Origin of the sequence: Vibrio sp. J2-4 (genome assembly GCF_021728155.1) — a bacterium.
In the GTDB taxonomy this organism is placed as follows: domain Bacteria; phylum Pseudomonadota; class Gammaproteobacteria; order Enterobacterales; family Vibrionaceae; genus Vibrio; species Vibrio diabolicus.
In genome coordinates, this window is sequence record NZ_JAKKCN010000005.1 from 206,826 (window position 1) to 230,673 (window position 23,848).

Below are 23,848 nucleotides of genomic sequence, written 5' to 3' on the forward strand. Positions count from 1 at the left end.
TCGCACCTACAACGTCTTGATGGTCAGGTTTGGGGCGGCATCGCCCTCGCTCAGATAATGGCTACCGCTGATCACCACATAATCGCCTTGCTCAAAACTTCCGGTCACACACGCTTGGTATGCGTCGATAGAGTCAAGATTGACCGGCTCTGAATGAATAACCGCATCACGAACCACATTCACGTGCAGAGTTTGTTTCTCCCCCAAAATTGCAGAATAAGGGAAGCAATGGCTTGAGTTGCTGGTGTTGAGCGCGGTATTTACCGTGACTGCTTTACCGTTGAATAGCGCGCTGGAAATGGAATCGATGTCTAGCGTGACGGTATAGGTTTGTTTGAGCAGGTGCTTTTTCGGCGCGATTTCTGCCACGGTTGCTCGGTAGGATTGCTCCGAATCATACCAAGTCAACGATGCTGGCTGACCTAGTGCGAATTGCGCAATCATATTTTCCGGCACGTCGATGTCGACTTCCCAGCTGCCTTCTTGCTGAATTGACACAACACTGCCGCCCGGCAAGGTTTGCTCATGTGGATCAACAGAAACGTCGGCAACAATGCCAGTGAATGGCGCACGTAGAGTGGTGTAACGTAGGGCATCTTTTGCACGTTGGATGTTTTTCTCAACCACTTTGACAGCAGAGAGGCTACGCTCGTAGCTGCTGATGGCTCGGTCTAAGTTTACGCTGGCAATGGCATCATCAGAAGTCGCTTGTTTTACGCGCTTTAACTCGGCTTTCGCGAGTTTGTGTGCTGATTGTGCTTCTAACATACGTGCTTGTAATTCTTCTAGTGAGACTTGGTAATCGTGCTTGTCCAGCGTGGCAATGACTTGGCCTTTTTCTACCAAGCTGCCTTTATTTACGAACACGCTTTCCACGGTGCCAGGTACACGAAAAGAGAGTGAGGCGGTTTCTTTTGCTTTTACGATCCCGCTGAATGATTTGTTGAGTTCTTCATTCCTTTCGTTGACTTCAATTACTTGAACGGGTCTGGATGCGCTTGGCTCCTCAACCTGGGGTTGAGCTTGATTACAGCCGAGTAGAGAGAGCGCGATAGTGCTCAGCGCAGCGGTTTTGATTTGATGATTCATAAGATGGCTCCATAATTTCGGCGCCATCTTATAATTCACAGATGTTCAGATAATCATGCGTACGCATGATTCAATGTCACAAAATTTATGACAATAAATGTAAACTACAAAAGTTTTGGTATTTTATTGCACAAGTGTTCAATAAGTAATCGACTAGCTTGGTTCAGCGTTTTCGGCTTAGGGTAGAGCAACCACCCCGTTTCTTCTGTGACGGCATATTGAGACAATACTTGCACCAATGCACCGGATTCGAGCTCATTTTTTACCAACAGTTTTGGGATATAACTAATGCCGCGGTCAAGCACTGTGGAGCTTTTGATAAAGCCGATGTTGTTGGAAATGAGTTTCGGTTTGAGCGCTACGTTTTGTTCCTGAAAATGCCAAAGGTTGTCGACATTGCCATTTGGCCAACGAAAACAAATGCACTGATGATCGCTCAACTCTTCTAATGTAGCGGGCGTGCCGTGAGTTTGAAGATAGTTCGGTGAGGCAACGACACATCGGTCTAGCGTTAAGATCTTTCTGGCGACAATGTCTGAATCAAACAGCATGCCGCCGTGCAGCGCGATGTCCAACCCCTGCTGAAACATATCAATAAAGCCATTGTTGATATTGCGAATGTCGAGCTCAACCTGCGGATATTGATCCTGAAATTCAAACAAAATGGGTTGAAGAGGTTCATAGGTTTCTGGCAGAAGGCCAAGTTTGATTTTGCCTCTGACCTCGATGCTTTCGTTACTGGCTTGCTGGTTTGCCGAATCAAGTAAGGTGAGCACTTTTTGCAGATCTTGGTAGTAGGCATCGCCTTTGTTTGTCAGCGAAAGGCTGCGAGTGGTGCGGTGAAAAAGTTGCGTTCCGAGGTAACGTTCCAGTTCTCCAATGCGTCGGCTAACATTTGCTCGTGGCAAGTCCAAAGCATTGGCTGCCGCTGTAAAGCTACCAAGTTGGACGACTTTGGTGAACAGTTTTAGATCGTCAATTTTCACTCTTGAACTCCATACTCTTTGAGCGCCGTGCTAAACCCTGACACTCTAGAGTATTGATGTGTGGTATACAAAACTTATTATTAATTATCGAAATATAAATAAGGGCTTCAACATGTTGAGATTTATACAACGTCGCCGCATTAAGAAAGTGATTAAGCTAATGAGTACCAGATTGGTGGTGGGATACGGCAGTCGTGAGTACTTTTCCGTCGGTCAGGTAAAGACGAGCACCAGCGAGTTAAGCTCGTGCCAACAAAAAATTGCGTTGGCGCTGTTCGCGAATCCGCAAGATCTTGATTTGGAAAATCAACCAGAGTTGCAAGCGATCCGCTCTGATGTGGCGAATGACTTCTTTGCTGGTGCCGATTATACCGCTCAAGATGTGCTTAATTTATTCGGTGCTGGTGGCTGGAAAGGCGGCCGAATGGAAGATGGAATGTCTCATCATTTTGGTATGCACAGCCGATACTAGAGCGAGCTAACCTTATAAAGTCTTGTCAGTTAACTCGCTATATCACTTTGCCTTGTGAGGTGTCACTCCGATGCTTTGTTAAGCGGCACGCTTTACGAGGCAGAAGTGCTTTTTACCGCGCTGTAGTAACCAGTATTGGTCAAACAGTGGGAAGCTTAAACTCGGGTTATCAGCCGACACTTTTTCACCGTTTACACTGATGGCGTTGTTGCTGATGTGTTCGCGCGCAACACGTTTCGAGCTTGCTAAGCCCGACTCAATCAATAGCTCAATCAAATCTTGTTGTGTGCTCTCAATGCTTGGTAAACCATCTAACTCCAACTGTTTTAATTCACCTAAACTCAGTTGTTGTACATTACCGCTGAACAGTGCTTGAGTGATGCGCTCGGCACTAGATAGGCCGTCTTCGCCATGCACAAATCGCGTCATTTCTTCAGCGAGAATACGTTGTGCTTGTGGCTTGCCTTGGCTTACTTGGTCTTGCGCTTCAATGCTGGCAATTTCTTCGCAGCTCAAGAACGTGTAGTAACGCAAGAAGTGGTAAACGTCGGCGTCTTCTGCGCCAAGCCAGAACTGGTAGAAGGCGTAAGGTGAGGTTTTGCTAGGATCTAGCCATACTGCGCCGCCTTCGGTTTTGCCAAATTTGGTGCCATCGGATTTGGTGATCAGCGGCAGAGTTAAGCCAAATACTTGCTCACCATTTTGACGACGAGTTAAATCGATCCCGCTGACGATGTTTCCCCATTGGTCATTGCCACCGATTTGCAGACGGCAACCGTATTGACGGTTTAGCTCGGCAAAATCGTACGATTGCAGCAGAGCGTAGCTAAATTCGGTGAAGGAGATACCTTGGTCAGGGCGTTGCAGACGTTGTTTTACCGACTCCCGGTTGATCATGGTATTGATCGAGAAGTGCTTACCTACATCACGGAAGAAGTCGATGACGTTGATCGCTTTCATCCAGTCAGCATTGTTCACCATGATCATTGGCTTGGTCAGTTGGTGATTCATCAACTGCTGAATTTGATTAGAAAGATCGTTAACCCAACCTGAGACGATTTCTGAAGAATTCAGACTGCGCTCGGTCGCTTTAAAGCTTGGGTCGCCAATCATGCCCGTTGCGCCGCCAATCAAGGCTATAGCCTGGTGTCCGGCATCTTGAAAGCGCTTAAGCATAATCAAAGGCACGAGGTGGCCGATGTGCAAGCTGCCTGCTGTAGGATCGAAGCCGCAGTAAACGGTTTGTGGCTGTGAGAGAAGTGTCTGAATTTCTTCCAAATCGCTGGCTTGTGCGATCAAGCCACGATCTTGTAAATCTTGCAGTAATGGTGTCGTCATTCTTTTTGTCTGTCTTAGTGGTTGTTGTATTCAGACTAAAACGCGACACCTTTTGTCGATATATCCCTTAAGGGACAGTTTTTTATCTTGAATGGAGAATAAGGTGATTGAGGAAAAGCTGGAATAACTCACTCAATGAAGACACATTTAACTGCGAGTAAATGCGTTTTCGATGATTTTTGACTGTGCCTTGCACTAAGTGTAACCGCGCGGCAATTTCTTTGGTGTCAAACCCTTGAGCGAGAAGTGAAGCCACCTCTTGCTCGCGACGAGTGAGTGATTCTACGCCAAATGTTGCTAAAGCTTGCTCAATGGCTAATCGCATACTGCCAGAATAAGCACTCTGGGCAAAAACAGGCTCAGAAAAGGTAAACTCCGTTTGTTTCCAGTGCTGCTGACAAAGCGATTGAATTATCGGGAAGTAGGGCTTTAATTTATTGATTTGCTGTTGAGAAAAGTATTTTCCATCATTCATATACCCGAAGTACAACATGACCCAACGGCCAGGTTCGACTTCGACTAGCATGCTCAGTTCGTCTTTCCACCCTGTCTGATGGTAGAACTGTTCGCAGTAGGAAGTAAAATCAACGCCTTTGCGTGCTACGTCTTTGAGCGTAAATACGCCTTGTTGCTTTGTCTCGTTTAGTTTGAGAAAAAAAGGGTCATTTTGAAATGAATCGGTAAGGTAGCGTTGAAAAAGTAATTCTCGCTCGTTCTCAATCGAGTCGTAGAGATAAATAGGATGTTTACCTTCTCGATAACCTAAAATAACCGCGCAATCAAAATGAAAAAGAGTGCGAATGACACGCATAAGCTTAGGAGTAAAGTTAGGCGTATTAAGAGCAGAAATTGCTTCTGCCAGCAGATTATTAAAGTTATTGTCAGGCATGGGATACCGAATCGCAGATGGTTTTGGGCAAGCATAACGAAAAGCCATCCAACGAGAAAGGGAAGTCACCATCTTCTGGTGACTTCCCATGAGAAAGTTGCACAAGTACTCAGTTTTGAGGAGTCATAGCTGCGTTAACTTATTGATAAGGGTGCATAACAACCGTTCTGTTTAAGCGATTAGTTGCTATGCGTTACTGCGAGTTGGTGAGCTCTTCGTTAACCCAATATTTAGAACCAGACACGTTGGCATCGATGAGCAAGCCTTTTGCATTCAACTGATAAACGGCGACGCCACTGTTAAATTGTTTTGAAAGTTGCTCTGAGTCTTCGCCAGCTACAGCAGAGGCTTCACTGGTCGCTTCCCATCCTTCGTTGACGAACGTATCAAAGTCTTCTTTGCTCTCAAACAGAATCACTTGTTGGTAAAACTTGCCGCCAGCCCCAAGTGCGACGCCCAAACCAAACATATTCATATAAGTGCGTTTTTCTGTTTCCTTATTGACTGCGACACCTGACCCTGAGTTGGTGTGAAACAACAAAGACAGTTTACGAGAATCAAAAACCGCGTAGCCGTAAGCGTTGTCGTAAATGGCTTTGGCCTCCGGCTTTTCATTAAACAACTTGAGTAAAGCACTATCCGCCATTAAGTCTACGGCTTGGCGAGCTTCTTCTGGCGTGTCGCCTTCCATCAGTTCATCAATTTTCTTGTCGGCTGCATCTATCCATTCTTTGCTTTTCTCAATACTGGCTTCTGTCCACTCGCCCGCGGTATTGATTGCTTCCTCGGACCAGTTCGTGAAATCTTGCCACGCTTGTTTTGAAAAGGCTTTGGTATCGTCCCAAGCATCTTGCGCAGTATCAGAAACCGCTTCGCCTAGCTCAGACATTTTGTTGGAAATATCATCCCAATCTGCGTAAGCGGGAGATGCTAGGAGCATCAATGTGGTAATGAGTGCGATAGACTTTTTCATCAAATTCTCTCTGGAGTTGTCGATACATCATTCATTCTAGGTCATCAGACTTTGATAATGAAATTGACTAAATGGCGATCTTGAGAGAGGAATCACGAACTGATTGCGAAATGACGTATGAATAACAAAGCCCTCACAAGGGGAGTGTGAGGGCTTGAGTTTTTAGCGCGTTACTTGCTGCTAACTTTACCGAGCTGTAACCAAGTATCGATAACGGTGTCTGGGTTTAGTGAAACAGAGCTGATGCCTTGCTCCATCAACCATTCCGCCAAATCTTCATGATCTGATGGGCCCTGACCACAAATACCCACGTACTTGCCAGCTTTGGTTGCTGCGTCTATTGCCATTTTCAGCATGATTTTCACTGCTGCGTTACGCTCATCAAACAGATGTGCCACGTCGCCAGAATCACGGTCCAGACCAAGCGTTAGCTGAGTCATGTCGTTTGAACCAATCGAGAAGCCGTCAAAGTACTTCAAGAACTCATCGGCAAGTACCGCGTTGGATGGCAGTTCACACATCATGATGACTTTAAGACCTTGGTCGCCACGGCGCAGATCAAACTTCGCTAGTAAATCAATCACTGATGCTGCTTCGCTTGGTGTACGCACGAATGGGATCATGATTTCAACGTTTTTCAGACCCATTTCGTTACGAACGCGCTTGATAGCTTGAGTTTCTAACTCGAAGCAATCTTCAAACACTGGAGAAATGTAACGAGACGCACCACGGAAGCCGAGCATTGGGTTTTCTTCATGCGGTTCGTAGGCTTTACCACCAACCAAGTTGCTGTATTCGTTCGACTTAAAGTCAGACATACGAACGATGACGCGTTTTGGCCAGAAAGCAGAAGCGATAGTCGCGATGCCTTCAGTCAGCTTGCTCACGTAGAAATCGATAGGATCTTTGTAACCACGAATGCGCTGTTTAATTTCTGCTTTTAGCTCATCGCTTTGCGCATCAAAGTTAAGTAATGCTTTCGGGTGAATACCGATCATCTTGTTGATGATGAACTCTAGACGAGCAAGACCAACACCTTCGTTTGGAATCTGAGCAAAGTCGAATGCGCGATCTGGGTTGCCCACATTCATCATCACTTTGGTCGGCAGTAGTGGCAGTTCATCAACAGAAGAGCGTTTTACATCAAACTCAAGTTCACCTTGGTAAACGTAACCCGTTTCGCCTTCTGCACAAGATACTGTCACTGTTGCGCCATCAGTCAGTTTGCTTGTCGCATCGCCACAGCCAACGATTGCAGGAATACCAAGTTCACGAGCAATGATTGCTGCGTGACAAGTACGTCCGCCACGGTTGGTAACAATAGCAGAAGCTTTCTTCATCACTGGTTCCCAGTCTGGGTCAGTCATGTCTGTAACTAACACATCACCTTCTTGAACCAATGACATTTGGTCCAGAGAGTCAACCAAACGTACTGCACCTTTACCGATACGTTGACCGATGGCACGACCTTCAATCAAAACATCTGCTTTGTTCTGTAGCTCGTAGCGCTCAATCACGTTTTGTTCCGTTTGTGAACATACGGTTTCAGGACGCGCTTGAACAATGTACAGCTTGCCGTCGATGCCATCTTTTGCCCACTCAATGTCCATTGGACGCTGGTAGTGCTTCTCGATGATCATCGCTTGTTTGGCGAGCTCTTTGATCTCTTCGTCGTTCAGTGAGAACGTGTTGCGCTCTTCATCAGAAGTATCAACGATATCAACTTGTTTGCCGATCTCTTGGTTGTTTGAGTAGATCATTTTGATCAACTTAGAACCAAATGTTTTCTTAACGATCGGGTGCTCACCTGCTTCAAGCATTGGCTTATGAACGTAGAATTCATCAGGGTTTACTGCGCCTTGAACGACCATTTCACCTAGGCCCCATGAAGAGGTGATGAAGACAACTTGGTCGAAACCAGACTCAGTATCAAGCGTAAACATTACACCCGAAGAAGCTTTGTCTGAACGCACCATACGTTGGATACCCGCCGATAGCGAGATACCACGGTGGTCGAAACCTTGGTGTACACGGTAAGAGATCGCACGGTCGTTAAATAGAGAAGCGTAAACGTGCTTAGTTGCTTCTAGTACTGCGTCGATGCCTTTCACGTTCAAAAACGTTTCTTGCTGACCAGCAAAAGAGGCATCAGGCAGGTCTTCTGCCGTAGCAGATGAACGAACTGCGACTGAAAGCTCAGGGTTGCCTTCAATCAGTTCTTGGTAGTTTTCACGGATTTCTTGTTCAAGGTCCGCAGGGAAAGGGGCCTCTAATACCCATTGACGGATGGTTGCACCTGTCTTACGCAGAGCTTCCACATCCTCAACGTCTAGTTCATCAAGTAATTGGTGAATACGCTCATCCAAACCTTCGTGGTCAAGGAATTGGTTAAACGCGTATGAGGTTGTCGCAAAACCATTTGGTACAGAAACGCCTGCGTTCGCTAGGTTAGAAACCATTTCGCCAAGTGAAGCATTCTTACCGCCGACTTTGTCGACATCATCCATGGATAGGCCATTGAACCAGAGGGTGTTCTTTTGCATGTCTTTCTCCAGAAACATTGCAGCTTAGTAGGGGGACTTAAATCGCTCTAAACAATCGCATGTTGGCTGTTATTACACGTTGACCATACATTGCTTCATTTAGATTGATATCAAAGGCAAACGATTACGTTCTGGCTGAAAAAAATTCAAAAGAATTTTTAAAGCTGTGGTGAACCTAACTGAAAGCCAAACTGATTTATTAATATTATGTTTACCATCCTACTCAAAAGATTTTGAAAAATTAAACAGAAATGCAAATAAATAACCAAAGTCGTGATGTGTTCTATGTTTCTGACGGTACGGCGATAACATGTGAGACATTAGGGCATGTTGTTCTCGGTCAATTTCCGTTCATTCCTAACGAAAAAACCTTTCCGTTCGTAGAAAGCCAGGACAAAGTTGCTGACGTTGTAAAAGAAATTGAAACTTCCTACCAACGCAATGGCGTCAAACCTCTGGTGTTTTTCTCTATCGTGGTGCCAGACGTACGTGAAATGCTGCTGGAAGCGCCTGCATACAGCTACGATGTGTTGGAAAGCATTGTACAGAAAGTGCAAGACGACATTCAGATGGCGCCAAAACCCAAGTTGCAACGTTCTCGCAGTGTGGGGAAAGATTCCGATACCTATTTCGATCGTATCGCGGCCATTGAATATACATTGGCGCATGATGATGGCATCACGCTAAAAGGGCTGGAACAAGCCGATATCATCTTACTTGGAGTATCGCGCAGCGGAAAAACCCCCACCAGCCTATATATGGCGATGCAGTTTGGTTTACGTGTCGTGAACTATCCGTTCATTGCGGAAGATGTGAAGATGATGCGTTTGTTGCCTGAGTTTGAGATCCATCGTCATAAATTATTCGGGCTTACTATCGACCCTGAACGTTTGACTGAAATCCGTGAGAATCGTTTGTCTGGAAGTGATTACGCCAGTACTGAGCAGTGTAAGCTGGAGCTAGACACCGTAGAGGCGTTGTTTAGAAGAGAGGCGATCCCATATATCAATACGTCCTCTCTCTCTGTGGAAGAGATCACCACGCGTATTCTTGAAAAAGCAGGGATGAAGCGCCGTTTGTTTGGTTAACAAGGGGCACCAACATCGTCGTGTGCAGGAGGAGGCGAGTAACTCCTCCTCTTGTGCATCTAAAGATGCCTTACACAGAATGATTTAATAGTATTGGAACATCTTTTGGATGTCTTGATAGTTTTTGGTTTGAGTAAGTGACAGCATCAGTAAGATACGTGCTTTTTGTGGGTTTAGTGTGCCTGAGGCAACAAAGCCATATTTGTCGTCATCAATTTCAGCATCCAAAGTGGTTGAGCCGGTTGGTGTGCGAGAGCTCCTTACAACAACAACACCATTTTTGCTCGTTTTTTCTAGCTCATCAAAGACCGTGTGGTACAAGTTACCATTACCCACACCAGCACTTACAATACCGTCAAACTTCGCATCCACAAAGGCTTTGACTGGTAAGCTCGACGCATTTGCATAGTTATAAACAATGCCTACTTTAGGTAGTGTGTTGAGTTTTGATACATCGAATGGTGTTTCTGTGGTGTGTTTACGCTCTGGGCTTCGTTGATATTTGGCATCGCTATTATGAATGTAGCCGATAGGGCCAAAGTTAGGTGACTGGAAAGTACTGACGGAAGTGGTGTTTGTTTTAGTTACGTCTCGCGCATCGAATATAGTGTCATTCATCGCGACTAACACGCCGCGCCCTTCAGAATCTTCATCGGTTGCTGTCACGACGGCGTTGTATAAATTAACTGGGCCATCAGCACTCATTGCGGTGGAAGGACGCATTGCACCGACAATCACGACTGGCTTTTTGCTCTTGACGGTCAGATCAAGGAAGTAAGCGGTTTCCTCTAATGTATCGGTACCATGAGTAATGACGATACCGTCAACATCATCTTGAGCGAGCAGTTCGTTGACGCGTTTGGCTAATTTAAGCCATACCTCATCATTCATATCTTGTGAACCAATACTGACCACTTGCTCTCCGGAAATATCGGCAATGTTGGTCATGCTCGGAACGGCAGAAATCAATGATTCGACACCGACTTTACCTGCGGTGTAGTTTGACTCTGTCGCAGATTGACCTGCGCCTGCTATGGTGCCACCAGTGGCAAGGATTTTAATGTTCGGAAGATCGGATTGCGCGAAAGAGAACGAACTGATGCATAAACCGAGAGTTATTGTACTGAGGCGGAAAAGATTTTTCGTCATGGGAATCACCTGCTGTTAGGTTGGATGTTGGGGAACTCATCTATCCTAAAAACAGCGGGTTAGATTTTTTGAGCACTAGTTCAACAAATTGCAGATGAAGATCGTGATCAAGCAATCAGTTAAAGAACATTAATTCAAACAATTAACTTAAATAACGTGCTTCTTTAACAAGTGAGATGTACTAATAACGTGCACAATGCGTTATATGCTCTAATCTATTGATTGATAAATAAAGAGGGAAGGTAGGCGCGATTAGGTTACTAAACACGAATTGAGAAGTGCAATTTCTTCAAAGTTTACAGTGTAAAAAAAAGCGGCTTTACCCCGGAACAGATAAAAGCCGCTTGCCAATGATGTGTTAATTCACATCTTATCGCATAATCATTTGTTCACGACCAGGACCAACAGAGACCATTTTTACTGGTACGCCCATCAGTTCTTCAATGCGTAGAACGTATTTTTGTGCTGCTACTGGAAGCTCTTCAAACTTACGACAACCTGTGATGTCCTCGCTCCAGCTTTCCATCTTCTCGTAGATTGGCGCAAGAGATGCAGTTTGAGGCCAGATTGGGTTTTCGCTGTGGTCGCCTTCGTAGCCAACACAGATTTTCAGATCGTTAAGGCCAGTCAAACAGTCTACTTTCGTTAGTGCAATTTCAGTTGCGGCTTGCAGTTCAACGCCATTCTTCGTAGCGACTGCGTCGAAGTAACCCATATCGCGCGGACGACCTGTAGTTGCACCGAACTCGCCTGCAAGTTCTCGGAAAGCATCTTGCTCTTCCATTGCAGTGATCAACGTACCAGTACCTACTGATGAGCTGAATGCTTTTGCAACCGCAATAACGCGTTCAGGACGAAGTGCTGGAAGACCACTGCCGATACCCGCGTACATTGATACAACGTTAGAAGATGTTGTCCAAGGGTACTCACCGTAAACAAGGTCACGACCCGCGCCAAGCTGCGCTTCGAACAATAGAGTTTTGTCTTTCGCTTGTAGTTCTTTTAGAGGAAGCGTTACGTTGCAAATTGAATCGCGCCAAGGTGCAGAGACTTCTAGCAGCCAGTTCGCCAGTTCTTCAGCGGTTTGTTCAAACTCGAACGTCGGGTAAAGCGCACGCAGTTGTGGCAGTTTCCAATCCATCATGAATTGAAGGCGTTCAACCAATACTTCTGGTTGCTTCAACCAACCAACTAGGATGCCTTTCTTCATTACGCGGTCACCGTACGCAGGTGCAATACCTTGACGAGTTGAGCCGTATGCTTTGTCGCCTAAACGTTGTTCTTCTAGCGTATCTTCTAGTGCGTGTAGAGGTAGACACAGTGTTGCGCGATCAGAGATGCACATATTCACTTTTACACCCGCTTCTTCAACTTCCGCAATCTCCTGAGACAGCAACGCAGGGCTGATAACCATACCCGGACCTAATACTGCCAAACAGTCTGGGTTGAAAACGCCACTTGGTAGCTGGTGCAGCTTAAACGTACCTAGGTCGTTAACCACGGTGTGACCCGCGTTGTTACCACCTTGGAAACGAATGCTTGCAGAAGCTTGCTCTGCCAAAAAGTCAACGATGCGGCCTTTGCCTTCATCACCCCAGTTTGCACCCACAACAACGATAGACGACATAATTTAATCTCCAAAAACAGATGCAAAAATCTTAAGATGTTCGCCATAATAAGAGAAATTAATTATACTCATTAACTTGATAAGAATCTCATATCGGAATTGGCAATGTTAGATTTGAACTGGCTGCGAACCTTCGTAACTCTTGCAGAGGTAAAGCATTTCGGCAAAACAGCGACGGAACTGCACATGACACAGCCGAACGTCAGCTTGCATATCAAGCAGTTGGAGCAGGCCACGCGCACGAAATTGATTGAGCGAAATCCTGTGCAGTTGACACAAGCGGGAAAGCGTTTGTTAGATACGGCGCAGCGAATGCTCAATGAGCTGCAAATTTGTCAGTCGGATCTCAATGCCATCAACGATCTTACGCAAGGAACGCTTTCTATTGCGGCGAGCGATATCGTTTCACGTTTACTGCTTATCAAACCATTTCAGCAATTCAAAAGTGAATACCCGGGTATCGACTTGGCATTGTTCAATACCACGTCTTCTCAAGCAGTGGACTTGGTGAAAAGTGCGCGTGCCGATATCGGCTTTGTTATCGCACAAAAAGAGAGTCAACCGCTGCATTTTACGCCCCTCACGCAGATTCACTGGTGTGCGTTTGGCGATAACATTTTTGAGTGGCAGGACAATCGAAAAGAGAGCCAAACGCTGATTCTGCTAGGGCACGATACTCGAACCCGAGAGCTGATTGATGCGTCTTTACCTGAGTTAAATCTGCCTAAGCATCGCGTGATGGAAGTGGGCAGTGTGGAAGCACAAATCGACTGGGCAGAAGCAGGATTTGGTACCGCCATTGTGCCGGATTTCTCTCTTGATCCGAAGTTAACGCTTTCCCGAGAAGTCACGCCTTTGCCTAGTTTTCCAAACACCGATTTCGGCTACATTGTGCGCCAAAATCAGGTGCTCTCCAAAGCCGCCAAACAGCTACTCACTTGGGTTGGAGAGAATGTGTCAGTGGTGGGAGAGTAACGGATGAAAGATGACGACATTATTGTTTCGCTGCCCTCTCTGATTCATCGCATTGGCGGTGAGAATGCTAAACGCATTAAAGTCATTGCGGCGGATTGTGGGTGTGACGTTAAGCGAGTTAGGCGCTCTCGTCATTGGCAAGTTTCTGGAGAAGCTTTGAACTTAAAAGCGTTACTTGATCAGCTAAAAGCAGGACAGTGTGAAGAGCTAAGGTTTGTGATGAATAAGTTGGAGAAAGGGTTATCCGTTCATCAGGACAAACTGGAACCGTTGGAAGAAAAACTGATTCGGTTGGTGGTGCAAAACCCAAATATCACCTTGGCGGAGTTGATGACAGAAACGCACTGTACGATTGCGCAAGCCAGAGCAGCTCGGTTTGAAGAGGAAATGCTCTAGCGTAGAATTTTATTTACTCATTCTAGCAGCCAATGTTACGGTGCGGGCTATTACTAAAAATTAAGGCCATTTTTTATCATGGATATTTGGAAGCTCCTCCTTTTTATTCCCGCTTGCTTTGCTCTGAATATGACTCCAGGCCCAAACAACTTATTGGCAATGAATAATGCGCGTTGTTACGGTTTTCGTGCCGCGTTTGTCGCTAGTTTAGGGCGTATTACGGCATTTTCTGGCATGATCGCGTTGTCTGCCTCTGGGCTCGCCGTGATTTTGTACACATCAGAAATGCTGTTTTTAGCGTTAAAGCTGGTGGGGGCGTTGTATCTATTGTGGATTGCATTCAACCTTTGGCGTTCGGAATCGAGCCCGATCTCTGAGTTAACTAACTCACGCAACTATGCAGGGCTTGCGAAACAAGAGTTTACGCTTGCCGCCGGTAACCCGAAGGCGATTCTTATTTTTACTGCGTTTTTGCCGCAGTTTGTTGATGTGAATGCCAACGTTCAAGAGCAGTTTTTTGCCCTTGGCTCCACATTTTTGATTTTAGAAATGGTCGCCATTTCAATTTACGCGATTTTTGGTTTGTACCTTAGACATTGGTTTTCAAATCCAAAAATGGCGAAACGTTTCAATCGCGGATGTTCGCTGTTTTTAGCCGCATCTGGTGTGAATTTACTACTAAGTAAGCAATAACGCACATCATTTCTGTCGCGTATTTTTTCTATTAAAAAGAGCCGCTGATGTTATATCAGCGGCTCTTTTCGTTGATGCATCTATTGTTTGTTGTTACCACATCAAGTCATCTGGCACGACGAAATCTGCGTATGGGTCGTCTTCTGCTGGAATGTCCGATTCTGGTTCTTTCTGTTCGATGATGACGGATTCATCACGTTGAGCAATTTTATTCGCTACTCCGCGTGGAATGACAACGTAGCTTTCACCGACAATCGCAATGGCTAGAATGCCTTTAATCAACTGTTCACGGATGAGAGCATCAACATACAGTGACTTAACCAAGGTGCCATGGGTGAAGTTGTACTTAATATCGCCATCTTTTAAGTCGATCTTGTTCATCTCAATCAATTGATTGATCTGCGCTTTGATCTCTTTATTCAAACGCTCGGCATTTTGCTGTTCGCTCAATTGTTTATCACGCTCTAACTGTTGGCGTTTATTCTCTTCAACCGCCGCTTTTACTTCGCGTGCTTGAACGCGTGATTTTTTAGAGCCTTTCTTCGCTTTCTTTAGTTTCTTTTCATTAACTAAGCCAGCTTTTAGCATTTGTTCTTGAAGGGTAAGTTTTGCCATGTTTCATCCAGTTAGTGCGCAATTTTGTGCATTTTAGCGAGTCCTTATCAGCAAGGAAAGGGCGATGATGACACGTCGGAGAAATTATCGGACTCAAGCAAACGCAATGCGTCCCAAAGCATCACTTGGTTGGAGCTTAGTACAGGAATGCCAAAGCGGCTTGAGAAATAAGGCAGTAGATGCATGACTCGCATGTTCGTGCATGAAATAAATACCGCGTCCACAGTGCAATCAATCGACTCAAGCAGCTGCGCTAAGGCATTTTCTACGTCTTGTCCTCCGATGGTTGGGATATGGGGATCGTAGTCGAGATTGAAATACCCAAAGGCCAGAACGTCAATGCCATGTTCGGTCATGGACTCATAAAGTGGGTGATTGACGTCATTGGTATACGGCGTCAGCATAACGATTCTTTGAGCTTGATGGTGTTCAAGCGCTCTCAGTGCGGCTTGCCAAGGGTTAGTTGTTATGGCTTCGGGTCTCTCTTGACGAATTAAATCAGTGATTTGATCGGAGCCAATGAGCACACTAGCTGACGTACAGCCAAACGCCATGACGTTGATTGGCCACATTGGCACGATGGTGCGTGCACACTCGCGGATACTGTTTTGCATGTCTGTTAAGTGCAGAGGATCGACAGTACCTGTAGTGAGAAAGCGTGAAGTGTATAAGCGGACATCTGCGGGTAAATGCTCGCGCCATTCGTTTTCTAGCACATAGTCGGTCGCGAGTTGAATGAGTCCGATTGAACGTTGATAAGCGGATACATCCGCCGAAAAATCAAACTGAGTGGTTAAAGATTGAAACGTACAGAGCTCTGGCATGTTACGGCCCTCAAAAAGTGCGGTGGTTGCCCACCGCCAAAGTCACAGGGAATAAGTTACATCGTGGATTGAATTCTGGTGAGTTGTTGAGCGGTATAGTCAGCGATTGCGGTGTCTTGAACGCCAGTCCCTGTTAAATCACATACCGAAACATCGTCAACACGCCTTGAGTAGGGGTGTTTGCCGCAAATGATGTCGCCAAGTTCGACTAGGCTACGGGTGAGCGGTTTGTCTACACTGCGTAATTCGCCAAGTGATTCTGACTGACTGATTCGATCAACCACCAGATGCTCAGCATTTAGGATGACTGAGGTGGCAAGCTCACGTTTATGAGGGCTGTCTGAACCCATAGCGATCACGTGTGCTCCGGATGGGATATCTTCCCAATTCAGCAAAGGTTCTTTTGATGGTGTTGTCGTGACAATAATGTCGGCTTCTTGGCATGCTTGCTGGATAGAGGAGTGTACGGATACGGATAGATCGTATCGTTGCTCCATACGTTGTTTGTAAGCCTGCGATTTTGTGTTGTCTCTTGCCCAGATGTTCACTTGGGAGATTGGCCTAACTAATTTTATTGCAGCGACTTGTAGTTCTGCTTGAAGCCCACTGCCAATAACCGTAATTTTGGATGCTTCTGAGTTCGACAGGTATTTCGCGGAGATAGCGCCGGCGAGAGCAGTACGAATGTCGGTTAGATACCCTTCGTCAAACAATACGCTATCAACCAGCCCTGTTTTCGCGCTAAAGAGCACCATCAAACCATTTAGGCTGGGTAGTCCCAGTTTTGGGTTATCAAAAAAACCTGGGCTGATTTTTATCGCGAAGCGCTCATTGCCTTTGATATGCGCCGTTTTTACATCCACTTCGCCGTTATGTTCTTCGATTGCCATACTAAGAATCGGAGGCATGGTGACGTTGCCTTGCCCAAGTGCTTTGAAGCCATTTTCCACGGCCGCTAACGCATTAAGATCTAACTGAGTCACTTGCTCTATCTGAGATTTATTATAGATTTTCATTCGCACGACCTCGGTTATTCTTTGACTTGGCGGCCAATTTTTAATGCCGTCTCAAAAGTGTCTGAAGAGACGTTTTTTCCACTGAGCACCAAAACGACTTTCTTACCGCGTAAGTCCAGTTGATGCTGGTGAATGGCGGCAAGCCCCACTGCGGCTGCGCCTTCTACGGCAAATTTTTCTGCATCGAAAATATCTGCCATGCCTTTGGCGATGTTGTGTTCACTGACTAAAAACGCTTTATCCATGACTTCTTGCACGAGTTTGAAGGTATAGCGATTGTCTAAACCTATGCCGCCACCTAAGCTGTCAGCAAACGATTCGTGCTCTTCAACTTGTACTGGTTTTCCTGCTTTAATGCTTTCTACCATCGCAGCGCCTTTGTCCATGGAAACGCCATACACGTTCACTTTGCTGCTGTTTGATTTTGCGGCTAAGCCAATACCACCAATCAATCCGCCGCCAGATAACCCGGCGAAAATGACGTCGACATCAGGAAGATCTTCAATGATTTCTAGCCCAATGGTCCCTTGTCCGGCGATGATGTCTGGGTGTTCGAATGGTGAGAGATAGGTCATCGACTCTTCTTCTGTTAGCCTCAATGCTTCTCGCTCCGCGTCGTCTTGAGCTTGCCCAACAATTCGAACTTCTGCGCCTAATGCTTTAATTGCGTCGACTTTGTTTTGTGGCACTAAATTGGACATACAAATCACGGTGCGGACTCCTAGTCGTTGCCCAGCATAAGCCACGGCACGGCCGTGATTACCAGTAGAGCAAGTGACGACGCCATGTTGTTTTTGTTCCTCACTCAGTTTGTTCATGGCATGAGTCGCTCCACGCAATTTAAAAGCACCAATAGGTTGTAGTGTTTCCAGTTTTAACCAAATTTCACATTGATATTGTTGCGATAACAGTGGTGAGTGAAGTAATGGTGTGCGACTGACTAATCCGTTAATCGCTTTCTTTGCGGCAAAGATTGCTTGTGTTTCCATGTAGTACGTCTCTTAGGACCGCCCCCTCTAATTTGGTCAGAGGGGGCGGTAATCATTGGTAGGTTTGTGAGTTGGTTAATTCGCGGCTATTTTGGCTGCCACTGTTTAGACGTGACGAGGTTATCCATCACTTTATTGACCGCTTGGTGCGCTTTGTCGACAATAGTGTCGATGTCATTACGGTTCGCGATAAGCGGTGGAGCAAAGCCGAGGATGTCACCATGTGGCATGGCACGAGCGATTAAGCCTTGCTCTAAACAGGCTGCCGCGATTTGCGGACCCACTTTCAAGTTTGGATCAAAGTGTGCTCGGCGGAGTTTGTCTGAAGAAAACTCCAACGCATGCAACAAGCCAACGCCACGAGTATCACCGACCAATGGATGATCGTTAAACGTCTCCGCCATACGTTGCTGCAAGTAAGCGCCGACTTCGGCTGCGTTTTGCACCAGGCCTTCACGTTCAATGATATCGAGGTTGCAGTTCGCGGCTGCCGCTCCCATTGGGTGACCGGAGTAGGTATAACCGTGTCCGATAGCACCCCATTGGTCGGTGCCGTTTTCTAGCACACTCCAAACTCGTTCACCGACGATCACGCCAGACAGCGGTTGATACGCAGAGGTTAACCCTTTCGCTACCGTGATGAGATCCGGTTTCATGTCGTAGTGCAGCGAACCAAAATCGGAGCCGAGGCGGCCAAAGCCACAGACCACTTCATCCGCAATCAAGAGTACATCGTATTTGTCGAGTACTTTGCGAATCGCCTGCCAGTATCCTTCTGGTGGTGGCACAATACCACCAGTACCGAGCACTGGTTCTGCAATCATCGCTGCCACCGTTTCAGGGCCTTCTTCCAAGATCATCGCTTCGAGTTGATCCGCACAATATTGAGAGAATTCAAGCTCAGACATGCTCTCGTCTTCACGGCGATAGTAATACGGCGCCATGGTGTGCTTGATGCGCTCAAGCGGTAAATCAAAATGTGCGTGGAACAGAGGCAACCCTGTCATTGAACCCGAAGCGATACTTGAACCATGGTAGCCGCGATCACGGGAGATAATTTTTTTCTTCTCTGGTAGACCACGAGCATTGTTGTAATACCACACCAACTTAAGTTGAGTTTCGTTCGCATCACTGCCTGACATGCCGTAGTAGACTTTACTCATGCCTTCAGGCGCCATTTTGATGATGCGATCTGACAGTGTCACTAGTGCTTCGTTGGTATGACCGACGTAAGTATGGTAGTACGCCAGCTCTTTGGCTTGTTCATAAATGGCATCGGCCATTTCAGTCCTACCATAGCCAATGTTCACACAATACAACCCGGCAAAGCCGTCTATCAGCTCGATGCCTTCTGAATCGGTGATGCGTATTCCGCTTCCGCTCGAGATAATTCTTCCCGAAAGCTCCCCAGCCGCATACTGCTTCAGGTGGGTTGAGGCATGAAATACTCTCTGACGGTCGATCTCTAAAAGTTGTTGGGTTTTGTTGCTCATGATTCTTCTCCTCGAATAATTGGATATCCATATTTCGTGCCTTAACTGCCACTGACGGTTGGTAAAGCGCCTAAGCAGCAGTATTTGATTTCACTGTATTCTTCAAAGCCGTGGCGACTGCCTTCTCGTCCAAGCCCTGACTGTTTCACGCCGCCGAATGGGATAGGGTGGCCAGTCATCTTGACGGAGTTCACGCTCACCATGCCAAATTCCAAACCACGCATGCAGCGCCAAATTTGGTGAATATCGTGGCCATAAACATAGGCAGCTAAGCCGTACTCAGTGTCGTTGCTCATTTCAATCACGGTATCTAAGTCTTGGTAAGGCAACACGCCTGCCACAGGACAAAAATTCTCTTCGCGATACACCGCCATATCAGGGGTGACATCGGCCAGCAATGTCGGCGCGAAGAAGTTTTCGCCTGGTACGGGCTGGTGGTATCCCGCTACCAATCGCGCGCCTTTGTCGAGTGCGTCACGCACCAAATCATGCGCTTTATCCACCGCAGCGCGATTGATCATCGGCCCCATGGTGGTTTTTTCATCTAAACCATTGCCCAAAACAATGTGGTTCATTTCTTTGGCAAACGCTTCCAAAAACGCTTCGTACTTATCGTCAGGGACGAAGATACGGTTTGCAGCCAAGCAGTCTTGTCCTGCAGTTTGAAACTTGGCATCGACGGCGGCTTTGGCTGCTTGCTCGACATCCATATCTGGCAGCACGATGAAAGGGGCATTACCACCGAGCTCCATACTGCATTTCTTCACGGTTTGTGCCGCGTCGCGCAGCAGCAACTTACCCACTCGAGTTGAACCTGTGAACGAGAGCGCTTTGACTTTATCGGAGTGACACAAGGTTTGTGACACCATCACCGCATCGCCAGTGATCACGTTAAATACACCAGGTGGAAAGCCAGCTCGGTCTGCTAATTCTGCCAAGGCCAATGCGGAGAAAGGCGTTTCACTGGCAGGTTTGATGAGCACCGGACAGCCTATCGCTAATGCTGCGGCGGCTTTACGGGTGACCATTGCATTAGGAAAATTCCATGGTGTAATCAGTGCAGCGACACCAATCGGTTCGCGTACCGTCGATAGTTGCGCATTCGGAATATGACTTGGGATGGTTTCGCCATAGCTGCGGCGTGCTTCCTCTGCAAACCAACGAACAAAAGATGCGCCGTAGTCGATTTCACCCAAAGCATCACCTAATGTTTTGCCTTGCTCCATAACCATCAAACGAGCAAGATCTTGTTTTGATTCTAAAATCAGATCGTGCCAACGCATGAGAATTTCAGCGCGCTCTTCTGCTTGCATTTTTCGCCATTGACGAAAGGCTTGGTCGGCTTCATCAATCGCTTGATAGAGTTGTTGCTGAGATAGCTTGGTGATGTAGCCGATGACCGTACCATCCGCTGGATTATCCACCGGATGAAATTGGTCACCACTTACCCATTTGCCATTTATGTACGCTAAACCTCTCACCAAACGTACGTCTTTCATTATCGCCATCATGTCGTGCGAGGCTTTTAATTCCTCAGCATGTAAGCTGTGCAGTGCTGTCATGAGTCCTTCTCCCAGCGTCGTTGTCCATAGTTAAACTGTAATGGAGAAGTGACCGAAATAATTTCTGATGCCGAGGTTTAAACCATCAAAAATTTCTTTTCCACACCGTTAGATATGGTGATTTTTCTGGTCGTCTTTTAAGCGTGTTTTCCCTTTTAGAACAAGGCGTTTTGGTTCACTTCTAATGTGCCTGCATCACGTTTGATTGTTTTCGTCACGATGTAAGTAAAGTAGCGCTCAATGCCCACTTCTGACTCTAACCAGTTGTCGATAAGCCGCTGATATTGATCAATATCTTCCGACTGAATTTTGAGGATGTAATCGACACCGCCGCCTGTGGCATAACAATCAGTGACTTCTGGTGAGTGTTGAACCAGTTGCTCGAAACGTTTGAACGCTTGGGCGCTGTGCTCTTTGAGCGTAACTTCAACCATGACCGACGTTCGTTTGAACAAAACATCGGTATTTACTTTTGCCCCGTAGCCTTCAATGATGCCTGCTTCTTCCAGTTTTTTGACACGCTCCCAGCAAGGGCTCACGGATAGGTTAATGGCCTCGGCAAGGTGAGATTTGGTAATACGGCCATTGTCATGAAGTATTTGTAGAATTTTTACGTCGTAGCGATCGAGGCGCATAATTGGTCTCCCTGTAAAATACCAATCAGTTCAGAATAGTTGATGACTGGTCAACCGCTATAAGGTGGCCCGAAGGCCACTCCTTTTTCTGTTATTGATTCTGTTATTGATTGAACTCTTGTTCCAGTGAGCTCAGCACCGCTTTACCGCTGTCGCCTGTAAGCTCGATGTATTTGTCCCGCATTGACATAGAGGCTTGTTTAAATGCTGCACGTTCGTCACTGTCGAGTTTGATCATCTGCATATCTGGTTTGGCTTGCTTAATTTGATCAAGACGTTTTTGGTTAAACTCATCCTGTTTTTCAAATATAAAGTCAGTCATACCAGCGATGACTTTATTGACCTGATCTTGGCGGGCTTGTGGGAGGGTTTCGAACCAACTGTTGTTGGTAATGACAGTCGTAGTAAATTGTTGCTGTCCTGCCCAGATCATGTAGTCGTTCACTTCGTAGAACTTCATTTCTTCGATAGCAAAAACGGGGTTTACTTGACCATCGATCATTTTAAGTTGCAGAGCACCATAGACTTCTGAGTAGGGTAAAGGCGTAGGGTCGGCTCCAAACGATTTATAAGCCTCAACCAGCATTGGCGATGCCATCACGCGCATTTTGAAGTTATCAAAATCTTTTGGAGAACGAATCTCACGGTTGGTCGTCCACACCATTTCACCTTCTGGATACATAGTGAGAAGTTTGAGGTTTTTCTGTTCTAGCTTTCCGCCGAGTGTGTCATAGATAGTAGGGCTTGAACTCAGCACTTTTTTATTCACATCATTGTCTTGCGACAAAAGGTAAGGGATGGAGAAAACCTGCATTTCGGGCACGAATGAACCAAAAATACCTGGCGATGCGTTGGTAAATTGGATAATACCGTTCGCAGTAAGCTCGGTAAGATCTTCTGACTGACCCAATGTACCGTATGGATAGACTTCCACTGTGACGTCGCCATCGGTTGCATTTTCGATGCGCTTTTTAAACTCTTGCGCATAAGCATCTTGCACCGAGCCTTTGACTTCTTCTAGAGCGAATTTCCACGTCTCTGCATAAACATTGCTGGTGGCAAAGCTGGCAGCGATCAGTACGGCACTCGTTAGGTAGCTGTGTTTCATCGGATTCATCCATTTCTTCCTTAATCAGTTTGTGAGTCAATTCACCAACGGCAGGTGATACACCAGACCCGATGTTGTGTCGTGTTTAGGGCGTGTTGACCTTTCGAGCTGATTTTTGCAGCGATTTGTGGGTGGCCTGCATAAAAAGCCGATAACGCAGTAGAAATGAACCACAAAGGCTGCCCGAAGGGTTCGAGCTAGGCGCCCCCGCAAAAATCGTTTTATGCTTTGTTGAAGACCATTTGCTTAGAATGACTAGGCTGCATAGTCTTCGCCGCGCCTAAAACGATTTTACCTCGAACAAAATTTAACCGCGAAAGGTCAATACGCCCTAGTAAGAGTTAGTTTAATTCGCCACAGTCTTCGGCAATTACGGCGACCGTGTCACCAATGTTGACCATGGCAGGGAAACGACGTGCAGCAAAAATCCCACTGCGCTGCGCTTTGTATTCGATTGGGTCGCTCCCTGTACGCTCGGTTGAATAGATTCTTGCCAGTACATCGTCTTGTTTGATGGTATCGCCAAGCTCAAATAAGTATTCGGTGATACCGTTGTGCTGGCTTTGCACGTAGCAACTTGCATCGGGCATATCAAGCAACCTAGTTGGCAGGGTTGGTTTTTCGTAATCACCTGATAAGTTGCCCGAAAAACGCAAGAAGTTACGAATACCACGGTCGGCATAAGCGATGGTTTCTGGAGTGCTGGTTCCGCCACCTCTGAGCTCTGTGGTGACGAAAATTTTGCCTTGAGATTCCACTGCGGTGTCGTAAAGGCTGGTGGCGTCCATTTCGAGCAAGATCATGGTGTAAGGTGCGCCAAACAGCTTTGCACCTAAGATGCATGCTTCTTCTTGATCGAGGTTGTCGAGGCGATGGGCTGCGGCGAAAGGCACGATGTCTAACGTTTTACCACCTGAATGAATGTCTAACGCAAAATCGCACATGGGTACTAAGTAACGAGTAAAGTAATCCGCGATTTTTTCGGTCACTGAGCCTACAGGGTTTCCGGGAAAGCTGCGATTTAAATTCCCTTTATCGATAGACGATGTGCGCGAGGCATTTTGTACCGCAGGTAAGTTCATCATTGGCACAATAATGACGCGACCTTGTATTTGCTCTGCTTGCAGCGAGTTTGCCAATTTTAGCAGGCTGGTGATGCCTTCGTATTCATCACCGTGATTACCGCCAGTAAGCAGCGCCGTTGGCCCGTGACCATTTTTTATCACGGTGATAGGTATCATGATGCTTCCCCAAGCGGAGTCATCATGGGAATAGGGCAGCGCTAAAAAGCCGTGCTGCACGCCTTCTCGGTCAAAGTCTACGGTGGCTGTGATCGAGCTCTTTTGCATATCGAGTCCTTTTTGTTCTTAAGCCTAGTTCAACAGAAC

At 46.4% G+C, this 23,848-nt stretch carries 22 protein-coding genes; 5 read left to right on the plus strand and 17 right to left on the minus strand.

Annotated elements, in window-relative coordinates:
* Nucleotides 1–6 precede the first annotated feature (6 nt).
* The gene (locus L3V32_RS18245; protein WP_237284852.1) at nt 7–1,089 is read right to left on the minus strand and encodes an efflux RND transporter periplasmic adaptor subunit; all 1,083 of its coding nucleotides are present in this window, start codon (nt 1,087–1,089) and stop codon (nt 7–9) included.
* A gap of 104 nt (nt 1,090–1,193) precedes the next feature.
* Nucleotides 1,194–2,075, minus strand: coding sequence for a LysR family transcriptional regulator (locus L3V32_RS18250; protein ID WP_005392703.1), 882 nt, complete (start codon nt 2,073–2,075; stop codon nt 1,194–1,196).
* A gap of 112 nt (nt 2,076–2,187) precedes the next feature.
* On the opposite strand from L3V32_RS18250, the gene L3V32_RS18255 reads away from it, so the two are divergent.
* The gene (locus L3V32_RS18255; protein ID WP_181869521.1) at nt 2,188–2,547 is read left to right on the plus strand and encodes a DUF6559 family protein; all 360 of its coding nucleotides are present in this window, start codon (nt 2,188–2,190) and stop codon (nt 2,545–2,547) included.
* Nucleotides 2,548–2,625: 78 nt separating this feature from the next.
* Here L3V32_RS18255 and tyrS read toward each other — a convergent pair whose 3' ends face one another.
* The 4 genes from tyrS to ppsA all read right to left on the minus strand — a co-directional run bounded on the left by tyrS (nt 2,626) and on the right by ppsA (nt 8,290).
* Complete coding sequence (gene tyrS, locus L3V32_RS18260) at nt 2,626–3,885, minus strand: tyrosine--tRNA ligase (RefSeq protein WP_237284853.1); 1,260 nt, start codon at nt 3,883–3,885, stop codon at nt 2,626–2,628.
* Between the two features lie 82 nt (nt 3,886–3,967).
* The gene (locus L3V32_RS18265) at nt 3,968–4,774 is read right to left on the minus strand and encodes a response regulator transcription factor (RefSeq protein WP_046876144.1); all 807 of its coding nucleotides are present in this window, start codon (nt 4,772–4,774) and stop codon (nt 3,968–3,970) included.
* A gap of 193 nt (nt 4,775–4,967) precedes the next feature.
* Nucleotides 4,968–5,747: a hypothetical protein gene (locus L3V32_RS18270; RefSeq protein ID WP_006741381.1), complete on the minus strand. Its 780-nt coding sequence runs from the start codon at nt 5,745–5,747 to the stop codon at nt 4,968–4,970.
* A gap of 170 nt (nt 5,748–5,917) precedes the next feature.
* Nucleotides 5,918–8,290, minus strand: coding sequence for a phosphoenolpyruvate synthase (ppsA, locus tag L3V32_RS18275; protein WP_226420388.1), 2,373 nt, complete (start codon nt 8,288–8,290; stop codon nt 5,918–5,920).
* 251 nt (nt 8,291–8,541) lie between these two features.
* Between ppsA and L3V32_RS18280 the strand changes: the two genes are divergently transcribed.
* A complete protein-coding gene (locus tag L3V32_RS18280) occupies nt 8,542–9,378 on the plus strand; it encodes a pyruvate, water dikinase regulatory protein (RefSeq protein WP_005392709.1) in 837 nt (278 codons plus the stop codon).
* An 84-nt stretch (nt 9,379–9,462) separates the two neighbouring features.
* Here the strand turns inward: L3V32_RS18280 and ansB are convergent, their stop codons facing one another.
* Complete coding sequence (gene ansB / locus L3V32_RS18285; protein ID WP_237284854.1) at nt 9,463–10,527, minus strand: L-asparaginase 2; 1,065 nt, start codon at nt 10,525–10,527, stop codon at nt 9,463–9,465.
* 370 nt (nt 10,528–10,897) lie between these two features.
* Nucleotides 10,898–12,154 carry an adenylosuccinate synthase gene (locus tag L3V32_RS18290; protein ID WP_005373814.1) on the minus strand — a complete coding sequence of 419 codons (1,257 nt, stop codon included), beginning with the start codon at nt 12,152–12,154 and terminating at the stop codon, nt 10,898–10,900.
* Between the two features lie 105 nt (nt 12,155–12,259).
* Between L3V32_RS18290 and L3V32_RS18295 the strand changes: the two genes are divergently transcribed.
* The 3 genes from L3V32_RS18295 (at nt 12,260) to L3V32_RS18305 (ending at nt 14,218) form a co-directional block, all read left to right on the plus strand.
* Nucleotides 12,260–13,129: a LysR family transcriptional regulator gene (locus L3V32_RS18295; protein ID WP_237284855.1), complete on the plus strand. Its 870-nt coding sequence runs from the start codon at nt 12,260–12,262 to the stop codon at nt 13,127–13,129.
* 3 nt (nt 13,130–13,132) lie between these two features.
* A complete protein-coding gene (locus L3V32_RS18300) occupies nt 13,133–13,525 on the plus strand; it encodes a ribosome recycling factor family protein (protein WP_237284856.1) in 393 nt (130 codons plus the stop codon).
* 78 nt (nt 13,526–13,603) lie between these two features.
* Nucleotides 13,604–14,218: a LysE family translocator gene (locus tag L3V32_RS18305; protein ID WP_006741386.1), complete on the plus strand. Its 615-nt coding sequence runs from the start codon at nt 13,604–13,606 to the stop codon at nt 14,216–14,218.
* Nucleotides 14,219–14,311: 93 nt separating this feature from the next.
* Here the strand turns inward: L3V32_RS18305 and L3V32_RS18310 are convergent, their stop codons facing one another.
* From L3V32_RS18310 to doeB, 9 genes are all read right to left on the minus strand, one after another.
* Nucleotides 14,312–14,833 (minus strand): DUF2058 domain-containing protein, encoded by a 522-nt coding sequence (locus tag L3V32_RS18310; protein WP_006741387.1) that lies wholly within the window; start codon nt 14,831–14,833, stop codon nt 14,312–14,314.
* 47 nt (nt 14,834–14,880) lie between these two features.
* A complete protein-coding gene (locus tag L3V32_RS18315) occupies nt 14,881–15,657 on the minus strand; it encodes an Asp/Glu racemase (RefSeq protein ID WP_237284857.1) in 777 nt (258 codons plus the stop codon).
* 56 nt (nt 15,658–15,713) lie between these two features.
* The gene (locus tag L3V32_RS18320) at nt 15,714–16,673 is read right to left on the minus strand and encodes a cyclodeaminase (RefSeq protein WP_237284858.1); all 960 of its coding nucleotides are present in this window, start codon (nt 16,671–16,673) and stop codon (nt 15,714–15,716) included.
* Nucleotides 16,674–16,687: 14 nt separating this feature from the next.
* The gene (eutB, locus tag L3V32_RS18325; protein WP_006741390.1) at nt 16,688–17,662 is read right to left on the minus strand and encodes a hydroxyectoine utilization dehydratase EutB; all 975 of its coding nucleotides are present in this window, start codon (nt 17,660–17,662) and stop codon (nt 16,688–16,690) included.
* Between the two features lie 86 nt (nt 17,663–17,748).
* Nucleotides 17,749–19,155 (minus strand): aspartate aminotransferase family protein, encoded by a 1,407-nt coding sequence (locus L3V32_RS18330; protein WP_053808062.1) that lies wholly within the window; start codon nt 19,153–19,155, stop codon nt 17,749–17,751.
* 41 nt (nt 19,156–19,196) lie between these two features.
* Complete coding sequence (locus tag L3V32_RS18335; RefSeq protein ID WP_237284859.1) at nt 19,197–20,717, minus strand: NAD-dependent succinate-semialdehyde dehydrogenase; 1,521 nt, start codon at nt 20,715–20,717, stop codon at nt 19,197–19,199.
* A 155-nt stretch (nt 20,718–20,872) separates the two neighbouring features.
* Nucleotides 20,873–21,352: an Lrp/AsnC family transcriptional regulator gene (locus L3V32_RS18340; RefSeq protein WP_006741393.1), complete on the minus strand. Its 480-nt coding sequence runs from the start codon at nt 21,350–21,352 to the stop codon at nt 20,873–20,875.
* Between the two features lie 103 nt (nt 21,353–21,455).
* Nucleotides 21,456–22,469: a TRAP transporter substrate-binding protein DctP gene (dctP, locus tag L3V32_RS18345; protein WP_237284860.1), complete on the minus strand. Its 1,014-nt coding sequence runs from the start codon at nt 22,467–22,469 to the stop codon at nt 21,456–21,458.
* A 332-nt stretch (nt 22,470–22,801) separates the two neighbouring features.
* Nucleotides 22,802–23,809, minus strand: a complete 1,008-nt coding sequence (doeB, locus tag L3V32_RS18350; RefSeq protein WP_006741395.1) for a N(2)-acetyl-L-2,4-diaminobutanoate deacetylase DoeB — start codon at nt 23,807–23,809, stop codon at nt 22,802–22,804.
* Between the last annotated feature and the right edge of the window lie 39 nt (nt 23,810–23,848).

Excerpts from the sequence above, each read along its gene's own strand:
- L3V32_RS18245 (WP_237284852.1), bottom strand. The coding sequence starts at position 1,089 with ATGAATCATCAAATCAAAACCGCTGCGCTGAGCACTATCGCGCTCTCT.
- L3V32_RS18255 (WP_181869521.1), top strand. The coding sequence starts at position 2,188 with ATGTTGAGATTTATACAACGTCGCCGCATTAAGAAAGTGATTAAGCTA.
- tyrS (WP_237284853.1), bottom strand. The coding sequence starts at position 3,885 with ATGACGACACCATTACTGCAAGATTTACAAGATCGTGGCTTGATCGCA.
- L3V32_RS18265 (WP_046876144.1), bottom strand. The coding sequence starts at position 4,774 with ATGCCTGACAATAACTTTAATAATCTGCTGGCAGAAGCAATTTCTGCT.
- L3V32_RS18270 (WP_006741381.1), bottom strand. The coding sequence starts at position 5,747 with ATGAAAAAGTCTATCGCACTCATTACCACATTGATGCTCCTAGCATCT.
- ppsA (WP_226420388.1), bottom strand. The coding sequence starts at position 8,290 with ATGCAAAAGAACACCCTCTGGTTCAATGGCCTATCCATGGATGATGTC.
- L3V32_RS18280 (WP_005392709.1), top strand. The coding sequence starts at position 8,542 with ATGCAAATAAATAACCAAAGTCGTGATGTGTTCTATGTTTCTGACGGT.
- ansB (WP_237284854.1), bottom strand. The coding sequence starts at position 10,527 with ATGACGAAAAATCTTTTCCGCCTCAGTACAATAACTCTCGGTTTATGC.
- L3V32_RS18290 (WP_005373814.1), bottom strand. The coding sequence starts at position 12,154 with ATGTCGTCTATCGTTGTTGTGGGTGCAAACTGGGGTGATGAAGGCAAA.
- L3V32_RS18295 (WP_237284855.1), top strand. The coding sequence starts at position 12,260 with ATGTTAGATTTGAACTGGCTGCGAACCTTCGTAACTCTTGCAGAGGTA.
- L3V32_RS18300 (WP_237284856.1), top strand. The coding sequence starts at position 13,133 with ATGAAAGATGACGACATTATTGTTTCGCTGCCCTCTCTGATTCATCGC.
- L3V32_RS18305 (WP_006741386.1), top strand. The coding sequence starts at position 13,604 with ATGGATATTTGGAAGCTCCTCCTTTTTATTCCCGCTTGCTTTGCTCTG.
- L3V32_RS18310 (WP_006741387.1), bottom strand. The coding sequence starts at position 14,833 with ATGGCAAAACTTACCCTTCAAGAACAAATGCTAAAAGCTGGCTTAGTT.
- L3V32_RS18315 (WP_237284857.1), bottom strand. The coding sequence starts at position 15,657 with ATGCCAGAGCTCTGTACGTTTCAATCTTTAACCACTCAGTTTGATTTT.
- L3V32_RS18320 (WP_237284858.1), bottom strand. The coding sequence starts at position 16,673 with ATGAAAATCTATAATAAATCTCAGATAGAGCAAGTGACTCAGTTAGAT.
- eutB (WP_006741390.1), bottom strand. The coding sequence starts at position 17,662 with ATGGAAACACAAGCAATCTTTGCCGCAAAGAAAGCGATTAACGGATTA.
- L3V32_RS18330 (WP_053808062.1), bottom strand. The coding sequence starts at position 19,155 with ATGAGCAACAAAACCCAACAACTTTTAGAGATCGACCGTCAGAGAGTA.
- L3V32_RS18335 (WP_237284859.1), bottom strand. The coding sequence starts at position 20,717 with ATGACAGCACTGCACAGCTTACATGCTGAGGAATTAAAAGCCTCGCAC.
- L3V32_RS18340 (WP_006741393.1), bottom strand. The coding sequence starts at position 21,352 with ATGCGCCTCGATCGCTACGACGTAAAAATTCTACAAATACTTCATGAC.
- dctP (WP_237284860.1), bottom strand. The coding sequence starts at position 22,469 with ATGAATCCGATGAAACACAGCTACCTAACGAGTGCCGTACTGATCGCT.
- doeB (WP_006741395.1), bottom strand. The coding sequence starts at position 23,809 with ATGCAAAAGAGCTCGATCACAGCCACCGTAGACTTTGACCGAGAAGGC.